Genomic DNA, 16,879 nt, shown 5'->3' on the forward strand with positions numbered 1-16,879 from the left:
TCTGTAACAAATGTCCCACGTGAGACTTTTTGCGGGGCGCCTCTTGCTTTTTATATCCGATACGGCATCATGACCGCAGCTACGAAGATAGCCAAGAACAAATCGCACCAAAAATTGGTAGCGGTACCATAACAGGGGGGTGACCTGATGAGGTATGTTTCACGCACTGGTGGAATCGTGAATCGCGGCGGAATCGGCCGTTCGCTGAGGGGTGGCGTGTCGATGGTGGCGCTTTGCGCTTTCTCGATGGCCACGCCTGCATGGGCAGATGAGGTCGCTCCCAAAGTCGCGGATTCGGCTCAGCCGGTATCGGGCTCACAAGATGCGACCGGCCAGACAACGTCGGACACGCCGGCTCAGGATGATGCGGATATCGTCGTCACCGGCATCCGCCAGAGCCTCAAGACGGCGCAGGCGCTGAAGCAGAACGCTGAAATCGTCAGTGACTCGATCTCGTCGGAAGATATCGGCGCGCTTCCCGATCGCTCGGTCACCGAGGCATTGCAGCGCGTGCCGGGCGTGGCGATCAGCCGCTTCGCGGCGGGTGTCGATCCCGATCACTTTTCGGTCGAGGGCTCGGGCGTCGTTGTCCGCGGCCTGACCTACACCCGCTCCGAACTGAACGGGCGCGACACCTTCACCGCCAATAACGGCCGCGGTCTGAGCTTTGCCGATGTTCCGTCAGAGCTGCTTGCGGGCGTCGATGTGTTCAAGAGCCCCTCGGCCGACATGGTCGAAGGCGGCATTGCCGGTACAGTCAACCTGCGCACACGCGTGCCCTTCGATTCGAAGGGACTGCTCGTCGCGGGTACGCTTGAGGTCAATTACGGCGACTTCATCCACAAATCAGCGCCGACCGTGTCGCTCCTCGCCAGCAATCGTTGGCAGACAGGTATCGGCGAGGTGGGGCTGATGGGCAGCTTCGTCCGTTCCGAACTGGTCTCGCGTGCGGACGGCCTTCAGATTTCGAATTGGGGTCAGCGCACACGGCACGTGGATGCCCAAGGCGTGGTGAGCTATGGCCAGCCATCTCCGACCAATACCGACCCGATCGTTTATATTCCCCGCGGTGCCGCGATCCGCAGCCAGGAATTCGACCGCGTCCGTTACGGATATTCGGCAGCGGCGCAGTGGCGCAGTAACGACGAATCAATGTCAGCGACCTTCCAGTTTTTACGGTCGGATTCGCGGGAGACCTGGACCGAGCATGCAGTCGAGATCGCGACGGACAACGTCACCAGCAATGGCGATTCTCAGCCGCTGCCCGGCACCAGCTTCAGCTTCGACAGCCAAGGCATCTTTACTGACGGCACAATCACGGCGCCCAATGGATATCGCGCCGATCAATGGGGTGATGCCGCCAACAGGCGCACGCCCATCAATGGGTTACAGAGCAACAATATCACTCGGGCAGTCGATCAGCGATATCTGACCGACGATTACGGTGCCAACTTCAAGTGGAAGGTTACCGACCGGCTTGGTGTCAACGTCGACTATCAGCACACCAAGTCGCATGTGACGAACACCGACTTCGGCATCTGGACGTCGACCTTCCAAAATGCGGAGATTCACCTGAATGGCGACGACCCCGCCAAGGTGAACTTCCTCGCGCCATCCAATGTTGGGGGGCCGCTGTTCATGAACGCGCAGCATTCGAGCTATCTGGACCCCTATAACAGCTATTATCGCTCGGCGATGGATCACATCGAAGACAGTGATGGCAATGAGGATGCCGCCCGTATCGACCTCGATTATTCCTTTCCTGAGGATAGTTGGCTAAATTCGATCCGTGCAGGTTATCGTTTCTCCGATCGCGAAAATACCGCACGCTTTTCGACGTACAATTGGGGTGTTCTGAGTGAAATCTGGGGTGGGGGTACCGACGCCACACCGCCATCGGGTGTCAGCATCGGTCGCGGTGGGCCGGTATGGCTCGATACCCCCGTCAATGGCAATCCAGCATCGGCTTCCAACGGTGGGTCGCCAGGGCCGAGCGAACCATTCTCATTCGCGAACTTCTTTCGCGGCAGCGTCAACCTGCCTACGGGCGCCGGTCGTTTGTTTGTGCCCGACGAACTGATCAGGAATTATGCCGCCGCTAGTACGGCCGCGCTGGCAATCGGTGACGAATGGCGCGCGCGCGCCATTACCGGTCAATGCCCGCAGAACTGGGTGCCGCTCGCCATGCGCTGCGGTGTGGTCGCCGGGACGCCCTTCCTGCCAGGCGAGATCAATCCGGTGCACGAGCGTAACAACGCCGTCTACGCTCAGATCCGTTTCGGCAACCCGATAGGCGAGGGTGGCTTGAGGCTCAGCGGCAACGTCGGTGTCCGGTATTCCAAGACAACGCGGGAGGCGCAGGGCTTTTTCTCTTATCCCACCCGCAGCTTCACCTGCGCGCCCCTGGTGGATGGCAATGGTAATCCGATCATCGATCCTAACACTGGCCTCCCCGTAGTTCCCACGCCATTCTGCGCGTTGGGGCCGACTGTCGTGGCCAATGCAAACAAGTTTCAAAATGGTGCACTGACGCCAATCAGCGCGAAACTGGACTATCATTACTTTCTGCCGAGCGTTAATTTGAAGCTGGAAGTGGGCGGTGGACTACAATTTCGTGCGGCGTTCAACCAGGGCGTAGCTCCACCTGATTTCGGCCTGACTCGAGCCTTTTACAACATCACGCTCGATACGCTGGACACCACGATCAGGACGAATGGCGCGCCGATTGCGATCTTCAACGTCGGTAATCCGTACCTCAAGCCGATCAGGTCCAATAACTATGATGTCACGGCGGAATGGTATTTCTCGAGCGTGGGCCAGCTGACACTGTCGTTGTTCAAGAAGGATCTGTACGGCGTGCTTACCAACGGCACGCAGCGCCTGACCTTCACCAATAACGGCGCGACGTTCGGGGCGTTGGTGACCACGCCGTTCAATTCGCCCGACACGGGGCGAGTGAAGGGACTCGAGGTCGGCTATCAGCAGACCTTCACCTTCCTGCCCGGTTTCCTCAGCGGGTTCGGCTTGTCTGGCAACTTCACCTATGTCGACTCCAAGGGTGTGAAACAAAGCACGCTCTCCGCCACCGACCCCGATGTGGCAGCCGGGCGTGTTGCAAATGTCGACACCAGCAAATTGCCGTTGCAGGGACTGTCGAAATATACCGTCAACATTGCGCCTTTTTATCAGGCACATGGACTGGAAGTCCGTGCCGCTTATTCTTGGCGCTCGCGTTATCTGCTGACGGTACGCGATGTTATTGTGCCCTATGCTCCGGTGTTCAACGAAGCGACCGGACAGCTGGACGCCTCCGTGTTCTACAACGTCACGCCCAACATCAAGATGGGCTTCCAGGGCGTGAATCTGCTCAACGAGACGCTCAGGACATCGCAGGTGATCAACAACGATCTTACACGGCGGCCGCGGTCCTGGTTCATGAACGACCGGCGCATCATCTTCTCGTTGCGCGCCAAGCTCGGGGGTTAGGGGGCCCGCCTTCGGCAATGCCTCCGCTGCGGGAGGCAACGCCATCGGCGGAGAATCATGGGGCTCCAATCCAAACGGGATTGGAGCCCCTTTTTTCGGCCCTGGCCAGTGCTTGCCGGATATTGGCAAGCGCCATAGACCTTGCGGATGAGATCGCGATGACGCCCGCTCCGGCCCCCACCTACGATCTGAGCGTCAATCCGCGCCCCCGGGTGACGCTCGACCGCGTCGGTGCGGTGCAGGAGCCAGTGCTGATCGTCGACGGACTGCTCAACGACGCGGCCGGGTTGATCGACTATGCGACGTGGGAAGTGGCGTTCACACCCGCTGGCAACCCCGAGGGCGGCTATCCCGGCGTCCGCGCGCCGGCGCCGCTCAACTATGTCGAGGCGGTAGTGCGGGCGCTGAGCCCGTTGATCGAGCGGGCGTTCGGCCTGGGCGATGTCGTGCTGTCCAATGCCGAATGCAGCTTCTCGCTGACGACGACCCCGCCGGAGCAACTCACGGTGCAGCAGCGCACGCCGCATATCGACACAGTCTATCCGCTGCAGTTCGCCCTGCTCCACTATCTGTGCGATCCGGACTATGGCGGCACATCCTTCTACCGCCATCGCGCGACCGGCTATGAGACGATCGATGAGGAACGCGCTGTGATCTATGACGCGGTTCGCGCGCGCGAACTGGCCGAGGAGGCACCGCCCCAACATTATGTCGGTGAGGACACCGGCCATTACTCCAGGATCGGGGGGTGTGAGGCGGTGTTCAACCGGATGGCGATCTATCGCAGCTGCCTGCTCCATTCGGGCCATATCCGCGAGGAGAAACCGCTTGTCGCTGATCCGCGCAATGGGCGGCTGACGGCCAATATCTTCGTCAATTACCGGCCGCGCTGAGATGGGCGAGCCCGAGCGGCTAAGCAGCATCGTCATCGCCGGAGGCGGCGTGACCGGGTGGATGGCGGCAACCGCGCTGGCGCGCTTCGCGCCGATGATGCGCGTCACCGTGATCGATTGCCCGGTGGATGACGTCGCGGTTCAGGCCACGCTGCCGGCGTACAAGGATTTCCACGCTTTGATCGGCGTGGACGAGCATGAGATGCTGGCGCGTTCGGGCGGGACGATGCGGCTGGGCACGCGCTTCGCCGACCTCGCGCGGCCAGGCGGCTATCTGCATGCGTTCGGCGATTTCGGGCTCGAGGTGGGCGGGGTCGCCTTTTATCAGCTGTGGTTGCGTGCCCGGGCGGCCGGTCAGCCGGTCGATCTCGACGACTATAACCTTGCGGCCATCGCAGCGACGATGGGCCGTTTCGCGAGACCCGCTGCCGACAAGCGGGCGATGATGGATTATGGCTATCATCTCGACACGGCACTGTACGCGGCGTTTCTCAGATCGCTCGCGCTGGCGCAGGGCGTCGGCTGCGAGGCTGGGGAGATCGGTTCCGTCACGCGAGACGGAGAGAGCGGGCGGATCGCCGCAATTCTGCTCCGGGACGGGCGCTCCATCGAAGGGGACTTCTTCGTCGATTGCACCGGTGCCCCTGCAGTATTGATGGAAGCGCTCGATATCGGGTTCGAGGACTGGAGCGGCTGGTTTCCCTCCAGCCGTGAGGTTGCGGTCGACGCCGGTGTCTTGCCCGACCTGCCGCCCCTGTCGAGCGCGACCGCGCATTTGTCCGGCTGGGAGCGACGGTTGCCGTTGCAACATCGGACCTGGCACAGCTTCAGTTTCGCGCCCGGCGAGACCGCGGAAGAGGCCGTGCCCGAGGCTTTAGGCGATCGCGGGGAAGGCGACCCGCGCTTCACGACGCATCGCAGGGGGCGGCGGCAGCGCTTCTGGGCAGGCAATTGCGTTGCCCTGGGGGCGGCGGCCGCCTCGATCGAGCCGATCGAGGCCGGCGAACTCGACATTGCGAGCGACGGTATTGCCGCTCTCCTGTCGCTGTTTCCTGATCGCGGCGACGCAGACGCGGAAGGGGACGAGTTCGATCGCATCATGTCCGCGTCGATCGAGGCGCAACGCGACCTGACGCTGCTCCATCATGTCGTGATCCTAGAGGGGAAGGCGGTCCTGCAAATGAGCGGGGAGGCGCGCGCATTGCCCGACAGCCTGGCTCACCGGATCAAGTTGTTCCGCGGAAGGGGGCGGCTGCGGCCCCGCGATGCGGGCGGTTTCGGCCCGGCGGACTGGCTCGCCGTCCTGATTGGACGGGGTGCGATTCCCGCGTCTTGGGCCCCGCTGGCCGACACGATCGACATTCCGCGCGCTCAGCAGAATTTCCTGCGGCTGGCCGGGCTGTTCCGGCAATCAGCCGAAACCATGCCCGGTCACGCCGCCTATATTGCCCGCCATTGCGCTTACCGGCCATAGGTACGGCGCAAACAGGACGTTCGACGGGCTGGCGAGATGGTATAGCGACCGCGCCGACGTCCGGCGCTGAATGCCTCGATTCGTCCCACAGGAGTTCCCGGTGCCCTATCCCATGCCCTATACCGCCGATCCCGCCCGCTATGATGGACGCATGCTTTATCGCCGGTGCGGCAGGAGCGGGCTGGACTTGCCGGCGATCTCGCTGGGCTTGTGGCAGAATTTCGGCGGGGCGGACGTGTTCGAGACTGGCAGGGCGATGCTTCGTCGCGCGTTCGACCGCGGCGTCACCCATTTCGATCTCGCGAACAATTACGGGCCGCCCTACGGGTCGGCCGAGGAGAATTTCGGCCGCGTGCTCGCCGCCGATTTTGCCGGCCACCGTGACGAGCTGGTCATCTCGACCAAGGCCGGGTGGGACATGTGGCCCGGGCCGTATGGCGATGTCGGCGGATCGCGCAAATATCTGATCGCGAGCTGCGACCAAAGCCTCAAGCGCATGGGTCTCGACTATGTCGACATCTTCTATTCGCACCGCGTCGACCCGAAGACTCCGCTGGAGGAGACGATGGGCGCGTTGGCGCACCTGCACCGCCAGGGCAAGGCACTCTATGTCGGTATCTCCTCCTATTCACCTGAGCTGACGCTCAAGGCTGCCGCGATCCTGCGCGAGGAGCGGGTGCCCTTGCTGATCCATCAGCCAAGCTATTCGATGCTCAATCGCTGGGTCGAGAACGGGCTGCTCGATACCTTGGGCGAGCTGGGCACGGGCTGCATCGCTTTCTCGCCGCTCGCCCAGGGGATGCTGACCAGTAAATATCTGGGCGGGGTACCCGAAGGCGCTCGGGCGACCAAAAGCGGCTCGCTGGGCCAGCGGATGCTGTCCGACGAGAATCTCGGAAGGATTCGCGCGCTGAACGCGATCGCCGGGCGGCGCGGCCAGACCTTGGCGCAAATGGCGATTGCGTGGGTGCTGCGCGATCCGCGCGTCACCTCTGCCCTGATCGGTGCGCGGACGGTGCAGCAGCTCGACGATTCGCTCGATGCGGTCAATCGGCTGGGGTTCGACGAGGCCGAGCTGCGTGAGATCGACCAATATGCCGGAGAGGGTGGGATCGATCTGTGGAAGGTCTCCTCGACGCTCGGAAGCGAACAGGTGGACTGATCGTCGATCGCAAGGGGCGCCCAAACGAAAAGGGCGCCCCCGAAGGGACGCCCTCTCGAAACAACCGACCGGGCCGAGACCCGATCGAGCCGATTACATGTTCGACGTCACGGCGTCGGCTGCATTGTGCAGGCCATCCGCAGCGTTCTCGAGCGCGTCGGCGGCAACTGCGTTCGACGTGTTGTCGGCAACCTCATCAATGTTGTCAGCGACTGCTTCCAGGTTGTCCCCAATCGCTGCCGTGTTGTTTTCAGCAGGAGTGGGCTTGGTGCAGGCGGCGAGCGACATCAGGCCGGCGGCGGCGAGAACAAAGGCGATCTTCTTCATGCGGATGCTCCCAAGCATAGCAAACTTCGCGGCCAGCCCGATTGCTACCACGAGCCGCTTTTCATAACGAAAGGTGCAGGTGCGTCAATCGCAATTCATCTTGCAGAAAGGTTCGGTCACGGTTTTCCGTCATTTCTTGATCGGAACCGGCCCAATCTCCTCCGGCGCGTTCGCAACCACGGCAAGCATCGTCGTCCAAGCGGCGACATTCTGGCGGAGCTGACCCAAGTCGATGATGTCGATCGTGTCCTCCGGCGTGTGGTGATAGTCGAAATACCGCAGGCCATCCTGGTTGAGGTCGATCCCCGCAACCCCGGTCGCCAGCACCGGTTCGACATCGGTGCCGCCGTTGGCGACGCCCGGACCGCGGATCACGCCAATCGGGGTAAGTGCCGCCGCCAGCCGGTCAGCGACTGGCTTGGCGCTGTCGGGCAGGTTGGTCTGGAAACGCCAGACCCGGTCAGCGCCGAAATCGGATTCGGTCGCGATCGCGTGGCGTTCGCCGGCATGGGCCTTGGCATAGGCCGCGCCGCCGAAGCCACCCGTTTCCTCATCGCCGAACCAGACGACGCGGATCGTGCGGCGTGGGCGGGTGCCCGAATCCAGCAGCATCTTCGCCGCCGCAGTGGTGATGCCGACGCCGGAGGCATCGTCGATCGCGCCGGTGCCGAGATCCCAGCTATCGAGATGGCCGCCGATCAGGACGATCCCCGCGTTGGGATCGGTGCCGGGCACTTCAGCGACGACGTTGCCGGATTCGCGCAGGCCGACCCGCTTCGGCGTGAGCAGCAGGTGGAGCGTAACGGGTTTGCCGCGCTTGACCATGCGTTCGAGGTTCGCGGCGTCAGCCACCGAGAGCGCGGCGGCCGGGATCGGGGTGACGCCCGCTTCGAAATTGGTGACGCCGGCGTGCGGCCCACGGCCGTGATCGGTGCCGATCGAGCGGATGACGATCGCGCTCGCGCCCTTCTTCGCGGCGATGCTCGGCCCCTGGCGCCGCGCGGCGCCCTGGCTGCCATAGCTCGAGCCATCCATGGTGCGCTGCATGGTGTTGGAGACGAAGGCGATCTTGCCCTTCAGGCTGCCGTCAGGGGCGGCGCGCAGGTCGTCGATGCTGGGGAAGAAGACGATCGGCAGGGTCAGGCCTTCGGGCGGCGTCGCACCCGAATTGCCGAGCGCGGTGAGGCGCAGCGGCTGGGGAAAGGGCGAGACGACCTCGGCGCTCTCGAGTCCGCGGACCCAGGTGTCGAGCTGGTAGGTCTCGATGCGAACATTCTGGAAGCCGAGGCTCTTGAGCCTGGCCACGGCCCATTCTCGCGCCTTGGCCTGTTGCGGCGATCCGTCCGGTCGCGGGCCGATCTCGGTGGTCAGGCCTTCGACGATATCCCAGGCGACATCATCGTTGAGCGCTGCGTCACGCAGCTTGCCGATAGCGGGATCGAGCGGCGCCTGTTGCGCAGCGGCCGGAAGAGCGAAAGCAGAGGCGGCGAGTGCCGCGACAAGGGAGACATAACGCACGATCGGGTCCTCCGTTCGCCCCGAAAAGATGCAGGGCCGTCGCATCGTCGCTTAGAAGCAAGCATGGTGTTTCGACAAGCGCCGTGCGCGCCGATTTTCGGACATGATCCGGTTTGCCAAGCGGCCCCGCAATCACTACATGCGCCAGCGAAATTCCCCGCATTCAAAGACGGAGCCAATCGGCGATGGCCGTGCAGTACAGCTATGTGATGAAGGGTCTGACCAAGACCTTCCCGGGTGCCGCCAAGCCGGTGCTCAACAATATCCACCTCCAGTTCCTTGGTGACGCGAAGATCGCGATCATCGGTCCGAACGGTTCGGGCAAGTCGACGCTCATGAAGATCATGGGCGGGATCGACCCCGATTTCACCGGTGAGGCCTGGGCGGCGGAAGGCATCAAGGTCGGCTATCTGCCGCAGGAGCCGCAGCTCGACCCGACCAGGACGGTGCTGGAAAACGTCAAGCTGGGCGCCGGGCCTGTCGCGACGATGGTCGAGCGCTTCAACGCGATCAGCGCCGAGATGGGCGATCCCAAGGACGACACCGATTTCGACGCGCTGATGACGGAGATGGGCGAGCTGCAGGAAAAGATCGACGCAGCCGATGGCTGGGCGCTCGACAGCCAGCTGGAGCAGGCCATGGAGGCCCTGCGTTGCCCGCCCGGCGACAGCCCGGTCACCAATTTGTCGGGCGGTGAGAAGCGCCGTGTCGCGCTGTGCAAGCTGCTGCTCGAAAAACCCGATATCCTGCTGCTCGACGAGCCGACCAACCATCTCGACGCGGAGAGCGTCCAGTGGCTGGAGAATTACCTCAAGGAATATACCGGCAACGTCATCCTGGTGACCCATGACCGCTATTTCCTCGATAACGTGGTCAACTGGGTGCTCGAGCTCGATCGCGGCCGCTACTATACCTATGAGAGCAACTATTCGGGTTATCTCGAAAAGAAGGTGAAGCGGCTCGAGCAGGAAGAGCGCGAGGAGCAGGGCAAGGCCAAGGCGATCGCCGACGAGCTCGCCTGGATGCGCCAGACCCCCAAGGCCCGCCAGACCAAGTCCAAGGCGCGTATCCGCGCGTTCGACGAGTTGATGGAGAAGCAGGAGAATCGCTCGGTCGGCAAGGCGCAGATCCTGATTCAGCTGCCCGAACGGCTCGGCGGCAAGGTGATCGAGGCCAAGGGGCTGACCAAGGCTTATGGCGACAAATTGCTGTTCGAGAATCTCGATTTCGTGCTGCCGCCCGGTGGTATCGTCGGCGTGATCGGCCCGAACGGCGCGGGCAAGTCGACCCTGTTCAAGCTGATCACTGGCCAAGAACAGCCCGATGGCGGCACGATCGAGGTCGGCCAGACGGTCAAGCTCGGCTATGTCGACCAGAGCCGCGACGATCTCGACCCCAACAAGAATGTCTGGGAGGAGATTTCCGACAAGCTCGAGGTCTTCCGCTTCGGCAAGCAGGAACTGGGCACGCGGGCCTATGTCGGCGCGTTCAACTTCAAGGGCCAGGACCAGCAGAAGAAGGTCGGTCAGCTGTCGGGCGGTGAGCGCAACCGCGTCCATCTCGCCAAGATGCTGAAGGAGGGTGGCAACGTTCTGCTGCTCGACGAACCGACCAACGACCTCGACGTCGAGACGCTGCGCGCGCTCGAAGAGGCGCTGGAGAGCTTCGCCGGCTGCGCCGTGGTGATTAGCCATGACCGCTTCTTCCTCGATCGCCTCGCGACTCATATCCTCGCTTTCGAGGGCGACAGCCATGTCGAATGGTTCGAGGGCAATTTCGAAAGCTATGAGGCGGACAAGCGCCGTCGCCTGGGCGATGCGGCGGACCGGCCGACGCGGCTGGCATACAAGAAGCTGACGCGCTGAATCCTGGGAACTTCTCGTCGGCCCGCGTGATGGCGGGTCGACGATCCCCGAAGCGCTAGCGAAGTGGGTTTGTCTCGATGACGAGCCCGGCGATCGAGGCTGCCTCGATGGGATTGCCAAACGCAGTCGCGCGCCTTTCCGCATAGGTATCGCCTCGGGGATGCCACATCTGGTGGATCACCTTGGCGTTCACGTCCGCGACCCAATATTCGGGCACGCCGGCTGCGGCGTAGATGCACAGCTTTTCTTCGAGGTCGAACGCAAGTGTTGCGTCGGACACTTCGATGATCAGCCGCACCGACGCGAGCGGGATGAGGCCATCGCCTTCCGCTTCCATCGTCAGCACGATGTCGGGTTCCGGCGCGTTCGTGGGCGGTATCGCCACCGAACCTTCGACCACGGCCTCGATTCCGGGATTCGTCTGCGCCAGCGCGCCCGCCAGCAGCACATGAAGGCGCGACTTGATCCGCGCATGCGGTCGATGCTGGGCGTTCATGAAATAGACGTCCCCCCCGATCAATTCGGTCTTGCGATAGGCGTCGAACGCGCCGGCGTCGTCGAGAAGCAGATAGTCCTCGACACGCAGCTTCACGGGAAGGGGCGAGATATTGAGGGGCAGAAGCTCCGTCATGGCAGGAAGATATCACGGAAGGCGTGATTTTCCACCAATGGTTGATTGGTCACAGCGTAAACCGCTTGGTGAACCCCTTGGGCGGGCGTTCGCTGTCGGCATGGGCCTCGATATGCTCGACGCGTGCGAGCGGCGGGCCCTCGCGGCATTTGTCGATCAGGGCCGTGGAGGCGTCGCTGTCGCCGATGACCAGAACCTCGACCCGGCCGTCGGTACGGTTGCGGACCCAGCCGATCAGGCCGAGCGCCTTGCCGTGGCGGACCACCCAGTCGCGGAAACCCACGCCCTGGACCTTGCCGGAGATGAAGACGCGTTGAGTCGTGCTGGTCATTGGCTCATTCCCTGAGGGCGGGCGCTGACGGCGGCGATCCTAGCATGATCAGTCCGCAAGGTCGGCGCCGGTTGGGGCAGATATCGGAATCGAGGCAGTTTTCGTCGCGCTCTCGACCGGGCCACCGGACGGCGATAGCCTGCGCCGATGAGCGACCTGCATGCCCCTTTCGTCACCCGTTGCTTCGAGCTGGCCGACCAGGGGCGCTCCGAGGGCGGCTTGCCGATCGGATCGGTCCTGGTCGGCGACGGGCGGATTCTGGGCGAGGGCTATAACCGGCGCGTTCAGCAAGGCGATCCGATCGCGCATGGCGAGATGGATTGCCTGCGCAATGCCGGCCGCCGGCCGCATTATCGGGGCACGATCCTCTATACCTCGCTCAGCCCCTGCATGATGTGCGCGGGCACGATCGTGCAGTTCGGCATTCCTCATGTCGTGATCGCCGAGAACCGGAATTTCGGCGGCAACGAGGACTTCCTGCGCGAACGAGGGGTGCGCGTGGACGTGATCGACGACCCGCGCTGCATCGAGCTGATGGCACGCTTCATCGCCGAGCATCCGGCGCTGTGGAACGAGGATATCGCCGAGGGCTGAGGCAGCTATGCCTGGATCCCGAGGCGCTTGTTGAAGCCCTTGAGGTGGATTTCACCGACCGGCTGCACCTCGATATCGTCGACCCGGGCAAGCTGCGGTCCCTGGCGGCAAGCCTCGACCAGTGCGTCGAGCGCCTGATCCTCGCCCGATGCCATGATTTCGATGCTGCCGTTCTGGACGTTGCGGACCCAACCCGTCACGCCCAGCGCATTGGCCGTCCAGATCGTCCAGTTCCGGTAACCAACGCCCTGCACCTTGCCGCTCACGATCATTCTCTGTGTCGCGCTCATTTGTCGTTTCTCGCTTTACACGACCGTGCGACCCCCGCCCGGCCAGACGCAAACCCTAACAGCGGCCGATCCGGCCAAAAGCCGGGCACAAACGGATTCACCGCGATTCCGGCAGCTTCCGGCGTGAGATGACTGATTTTCGAGACGGTTAGCGGAGCCTTCTCACATCCCGATGCTCGACCTGGCCGCGCCTTGCGAAATCAGGCGCGTGGCGTATTGCCTGAACAACACGGTTCGATCGGGGAGGAATGCCGCCATGATTCTGGTAACGTTGATGGCGGTTGCGCTCGCGGTGCAGGCCAACCCGACACCCGCAGTGCCGCACGAGAATGCGGCGGTTGTGGTGACATCCGCAGATTTCACCTCCCATACCGCTGCCTTCACGGCGTTTGTCGACGAGACCGCGACAATGCCGGAGGCAGAGCGAGTCCGGCTGTTCCGCGCGCGCTTCAATGCCCTGTTCCCCGGCTTCTACCAGCCCCATGGACGGACCGAGGCGGAGTATGACGCCACCGTCGCGGCGGCCTTGATCGGTTTTCCGGCCATTCGCGAGAAATATACCGCCGCATCCGATGCGTTCGCCCAGGCCTTCACGACCGGCCAGACGCGCTTCCTCAAGACCTTCCCCGACTACGAGCTCAACATGCCGGTCTATCTGGTCCACTCGCTCGGCCAGATGGATGGCGGATCGCGCACCATCAACGGGCGCAACGTGATGATCTTCGGCGCTGACGTGATCGCCAAGATCCATGACGAGACGACGATCGCACCGTTCCTCGATCACGAGCTGTTCCATCTCTATCACGCCACCTGGTTTCCCGACTGCGACGCGCTCTGGTGCTCGCTGTGGCAGGAAGGGATGGCGGTGTACGTCGCGTCGCGGATGAACCCGGGGGCGAGCGAGCGTCAGCTCCTGCTCACTATTCCCGAGCCGCTGCCCGCCGCAGTCAATCCGCGGCTCCGCGAGGCGATGTGCCTGGCACATGCCAAGTTCGACGCCACCGAGCAGGCGGATTATGCGCCCTTCTTCTTCGGTCGGCCGAGCGGCGGTCCGTTCCCGCCGCGTTTCGGCTATTATCTCGGCTATCTGCTGGCGCAGAAGATCGGCACGACGATGCCCCTGACCGAGATGGCGCATATGCCGCCGGCCATGGTCAGGCCGCTGCTCGAAAAGGCGATCGCCGAGTACGGGGCTTGCCCGCCGCCGGCCAAGGGGTGATCACGCCTTGGTGCGGGCGGCGTCCGCGCTCCATGCACCACCGCCGGCGGCAGCGAGGTACAGGAAGATGAAGCAGTAGAGCATCGCTGCTTCACCGCCATTGGCGGCCGGGAAGAAGCCCTGTGGGAGATGCGCCATGAAATAGGCGATGGCCATCATGCCGGAAAGGACGAAGGCGACCGGCCGGGTGAAGAGTCCAATCACGATCAGCGTGCCGCCGACCAGTTCGAGTCCGCCGGCAACGTAGAGCAACGGGTTGAGCGGTGCGGGGAAGGGCGGGATGCCGAAGAACTTCGAGACGCCGTGCTGGAGAAAGCCCAGGCCAGCGACAATGCGCAGGATGCTGAGGAGCTGGGAAGACCAGGTCGCGGGGATCGGCATGACGGTTCCTCTCGGGTCGTTTCGTCGCGCGATCGTTTCATGACGAGTGGGTGCCGTCAATCTGTCCGCAGGAAACGCTAGGTTGCCGGGTAGGCGATGCCGGTGACCTCATATTCGCGTTCGCCCGCGGGCAGGGTGACCCGACGCAGGTCGCCGATGGCTGCACCGCGTAGCGCGCGGGCGAGGGGCGCGCTCCAGCCGATGCGGCCAGCGCCAGCGTCGGTCTCATCGTCGCCCACCAGGGTGAGGACCCGCTCGGTATCGTCTTCATCAGCGATGGTGACGGTGGCGCCGAACCACACGCGCGAGCGGTCGGGCTGGGCGGCGGGATCTATCACCACCGCTGCCTTCATCCGCTTGGCGAGCCAGCCGAGCCGGCGGTCGATCTCGCGCAGGCGTTTGCGGCCATAGATGTAGTCGCCATTCTCGGAACGGTCGCCATTGCCGGCGGCCCAGGAGATCACCTCGACCAGCTTGGGGCGTTCGTCGCCGAGCAGGGCGCGGTATTCGGTGCTGAGGGCGTTATAGCCCGAGGGGGTGATGTAGTTTGGGCGGTCCATGGGCTTCCGTCATGCCGGGCTCGTTCCGCAGACGCGGCGAAGAATGTGTGTGCGGCACGATGGACCCCGGGACAAGTCCGGGGTGACGGATCCAGCTCAGCCCGGTGTGCTCTTGCCGAGATACCAGCTGATCCGCCGGTTGCCGCTGGAGCGCGAGCGGGACGGGTTCATCAGATCATAGACCACCGCATTCTCCAGCACGCGCTGGACGTAGTTCTTGGTCTCGTAGATCGGGATCGCCTCAATCCAGTCGATCATGTCGACGCCCGGCGTACGGGGATCGCCATTGGCGCGCAGCCATTTGTTCACATTGCCGGGGCCGGCATTGTACGCCGCCACGGCCAGCGGATAGCTGCCATAGAGCCGGTAGATCCGTTCGAAATAGCTCGAGCCCAGCATGATGTTGTAATCGGTATCGTTGGTCAGCGAGCCCGGATCGTATGACATGCCGAGCTTGCCCGCGGTCTCGCGCGCGGTGCCCGGCATGAGCTGCATCAGCCCGCGCGCGCCGGCATGGCTGACCGCGGCGCGATCGAACTGGCTTTCCTGCCGTGCGATGGCGTGGATCATCGTCCAGCTGTCCTGGCTGGAGGCCGGCACGCGGACATTGGGGAAGCCGACGGTGCTGTATTCGCTGAGACCGTTCTGCAGCGCGCTGCGCCCGACCATCACGCCGAGATCGGGCCGGCCGAGGCTGCGCGACAATTCCGTCGCGAGGACGTGGTCGCTGTCGGTCTTCGCATCGATCGCGATCTGGCGGACGAACGCGGTCTGGTCCTGCCACGCGCCGACCGTACCGAGATATTGCGCGGCGCGCACCGTCTCGCGGCCGTAAAAGGCAGCGCGGAGGGCTGGATCGACCGGCTTCATCAGCGGGTCGCCCGGCGGGGTCAGCGCCATGCCGAGCCGTTCGGTCGCGAGCTGGCCGTAGAACAGGTCGCGGAAGCCCGCGGCGCGCGCATAATAGCTGTTGGCTTCATCGCGGCGCCCGGCCGCCTCGGCGGCCCGGCCGGCCCAGTAAAAGCCCTTCGATTGAGTCGTCGGGGTCTTCGAGGCGCCGGCATAGCGGGTGAACATGCCGATCGCTTCGGCAGGCCGCCCGAGCTGTTTCATCGCAGTCTGCCCGGCGAGCCAGGCGAGGCTCGTATAATCGTCGCGCTCGCCATAAGGCTTTTCGCTGACGTCCGTCCCGGCGGGATAGGCATCGTCCAACAGGTGGGCGATATCGAAGGCAGTGGAATATTGCGCATCGGCGGCGGCGCCGCGTGCGTTGGTGAGCAGCGTCTCGAACCATTTCTCCGGGCTGCCGGGACGCGAGACGAGCGCCTGGCGCCGGGCGAGCAGGCTGCGCGCGCTGGGCGAAGCATTGTTGGTGCGGAACCAGGCCGCGCGGTCGGCGAGATAGCCGGGGTCGCCGGCGCCAACGCCATTGCTGTCGGCGGCGAGATCCGCCGCGTTCGGCGCGTTGGTGCGAAGGGCTAGTCGCGCCTCGAACAGCGGTCGCTTCGATGGGCTGACCAAGGCAAGTTGCCGCTGGGCCGACGGGATCGAGCCCTGCCAGAGCAGCATGTCCATCCGCGCGTCGTGATCGGCCGGAGTCAGTGCGCCGGAGAAGCTGCCGATCAGCTTCGCCTCATCGAGCGCCGAGAGGGTGCCGGACACCCAGGCCTTTTGGGCGGCCAGGTTTGCTTCGTCGCGCGCGCCGGTCGCTGCCAGCGCCTCGGCAAAGCGGGTCTTGCCCGCGCCGGTGAGCGGTGCGTAGCGGCGGAAATAGGTGACGGCGGTGCTGGGCGACCAGTTGCCGACAGACAGCGCATTCTCGGCGCTGCGGCGCATCGCCATCTCGCCGGGCCAGCCGGGATGCGCGAGCAGGAAGCGCGCATAGGTCTCGAACGGATAGCTCGCGCTGTCCTGAAGCGATTTCCATTCGGTGATCGTCGCGGAGAGCGCGCTGTTGGCGGCGGCGGAGCCCTGCAGCACCTGCTGCGCGCGGCCCCAGCCGAGTTGATCCTGTGCTACGCCTGACGTGACCGCGAGGCCCGAAACACCGGCGAACAGCAATCCCGACTTGATCAATGACGGTATCATGTGGACAGGATATGGGAGCCGACCTTATTTGTCGCTGAACAATTTACGAAAATGCGACGG

General features: G+C 63.8%; 15 protein-coding genes. 7 read left to right on the forward strand and 8 right to left on the reverse strand.

From position 1 onward, the window contains the following. Window positions 1–147: 147 nt before the first annotated feature. The 4 genes from WC729_RS13780 (at window position 148) to mgrA (ending at window position 7,015) form a co-directional block, all read left to right on the forward strand. Window positions 148–3,486 carry a TonB-dependent receptor gene (locus WC729_RS13780; protein WP_372853664.1) on the forward strand — a complete coding sequence of 1,113 codons (3,339 nt, stop codon included), beginning with the start codon at window positions 148–150 and terminating at the stop codon, window positions 3,484–3,486. A 158-nt stretch (window positions 3,487–3,644) separates the two neighbouring features. Beyond that, window positions 3,645–4,379: a DUF6445 family protein gene (locus WC729_RS13785; RefSeq protein WP_372853666.1), complete on the forward strand. Its 735-nt coding sequence runs from the start codon at window positions 3,645–3,647 to the stop codon at window positions 4,377–4,379. Window position 4,380: 1 nt separating this feature from the next. Continuing rightward, on the forward strand, window positions 4,381–5,853 hold the full coding sequence (locus tag WC729_RS13790) for a tryptophan halogenase family protein (RefSeq protein ID WP_372853668.1): 1,473 nt from the start codon (window positions 4,381–4,383) through the stop codon (window positions 5,851–5,853). Window positions 5,854–5,953: 100 nt separating this feature from the next. Next, window positions 5,954–7,015, forward strand: a complete 1,062-nt coding sequence (gene mgrA / locus WC729_RS13795) for an L-glyceraldehyde 3-phosphate reductase (protein WP_372853670.1) — start codon at window positions 5,954–5,956, stop codon at window positions 7,013–7,015. A gap of 93 nt (window positions 7,016–7,108) precedes the next feature. On the opposite strand, the gene WC729_RS13800 is transcribed toward mgrA, so the two are convergent. Beyond that, window positions 7,109–7,342, reverse strand: a complete 234-nt coding sequence (locus tag WC729_RS13800; protein WP_372853672.1) for a hypothetical protein — start codon at window positions 7,340–7,342, stop codon at window positions 7,109–7,111. Window positions 7,343–7,471: 129 nt separating this feature from the next. Beyond that, entirely contained in the window at window positions 7,472–8,860 is a 1,389-nt protein-coding gene (locus WC729_RS13805) for a M20/M25/M40 family metallo-hydrolase (protein ID WP_372853674.1), read from the reverse strand. Between the two features lie 185 nt (window positions 8,861–9,045). Here WC729_RS13805 and ettA point away from each other — a divergent pair, with 185 nt between their 5' ends. Continuing rightward, window positions 9,046–10,725, forward strand: a complete 1,680-nt coding sequence (ettA, locus tag WC729_RS13810; RefSeq protein WP_372853676.1) for an energy-dependent translational throttle protein EttA — start codon at window positions 9,046–9,048, stop codon at window positions 10,723–10,725. Between the two features lie 55 nt (window positions 10,726–10,780). On the opposite strand, the gene WC729_RS13815 is transcribed toward ettA, so the two are convergent. Both WC729_RS13815 and WC729_RS13820 read right to left on the reverse strand, forming a co-directional pair. Further along, window positions 10,781–11,356 (reverse strand): Uma2 family endonuclease, encoded by a 576-nt coding sequence (locus tag WC729_RS13815; protein ID WP_372853678.1) that lies wholly within the window; start codon window positions 11,354–11,356, stop codon window positions 10,781–10,783. A gap of 49 nt (window positions 11,357–11,405) precedes the next feature. Continuing rightward, the gene (locus WC729_RS13820; protein ID WP_372853680.1) at window positions 11,406–11,687 is read right to left on the reverse strand and encodes an acylphosphatase; all 282 of its coding nucleotides are present in this window, start codon (window positions 11,685–11,687) and stop codon (window positions 11,406–11,408) included. A 147-nt stretch (window positions 11,688–11,834) separates the two neighbouring features. On the opposite strand from WC729_RS13820, the gene WC729_RS13825 reads away from it, so the two are divergent. Then, complete coding sequence (locus tag WC729_RS13825) at window positions 11,835–12,281, forward strand: nucleoside deaminase (RefSeq protein WP_372853682.1); 447 nt, start codon at window positions 11,835–11,837, stop codon at window positions 12,279–12,281. A 5-nt stretch (window positions 12,282–12,286) separates the two neighbouring features. Here WC729_RS13825 and WC729_RS13830 read toward each other — a convergent pair whose 3' ends face one another. Continuing rightward, entirely contained in the window at window positions 12,287–12,571 is a 285-nt protein-coding gene (locus WC729_RS13830; protein WP_372853684.1) for an acylphosphatase, read from the reverse strand. A 256-nt stretch (window positions 12,572–12,827) separates the two neighbouring features. On the opposite strand from WC729_RS13830, the gene WC729_RS13835 reads away from it, so the two are divergent. Then, window positions 12,828–13,790 carry a hypothetical protein gene (locus WC729_RS13835; RefSeq protein WP_372853686.1) on the forward strand — a complete coding sequence of 321 codons (963 nt, stop codon included), beginning with the start codon at window positions 12,828–12,830 and terminating at the stop codon, window positions 13,788–13,790. Here WC729_RS13835 and WC729_RS13840 read toward each other — a convergent pair whose 3' ends face one another. From WC729_RS13840 to WC729_RS13850, 3 genes are all read right to left on the reverse strand, one after another. Continuing rightward, window positions 13,791–14,171 carry a DoxX family protein gene (locus tag WC729_RS13840; RefSeq protein WP_372853688.1) on the reverse strand — a complete coding sequence of 127 codons (381 nt, stop codon included), beginning with the start codon at window positions 14,169–14,171 and terminating at the stop codon, window positions 13,791–13,793. Window positions 14,172–14,248: 77 nt separating this feature from the next. Then, window positions 14,249–14,731 carry a GreA/GreB family elongation factor gene (locus tag WC729_RS13845; protein WP_372853690.1) on the reverse strand — a complete coding sequence of 161 codons (483 nt, stop codon included), beginning with the start codon at window positions 14,729–14,731 and terminating at the stop codon, window positions 14,249–14,251. A 96-nt stretch (window positions 14,732–14,827) separates the two neighbouring features. Next, window positions 14,828–16,819: a lytic transglycosylase domain-containing protein gene (locus tag WC729_RS13850; RefSeq protein ID WP_372853692.1), complete on the reverse strand. Its 1,992-nt coding sequence runs from the start codon at window positions 16,817–16,819 to the stop codon at window positions 14,828–14,830. Window positions 16,820–16,879 lie beyond the last annotated feature (60 nt).

Origin of the sequence: Sphingomonas sp. (assembly GCF_041661825.1) — a bacterium.
Taxonomy (GTDB): Bacteria; Pseudomonadota; Alphaproteobacteria; order Sphingomonadales; family Sphingomonadaceae; genus Sphingomonas.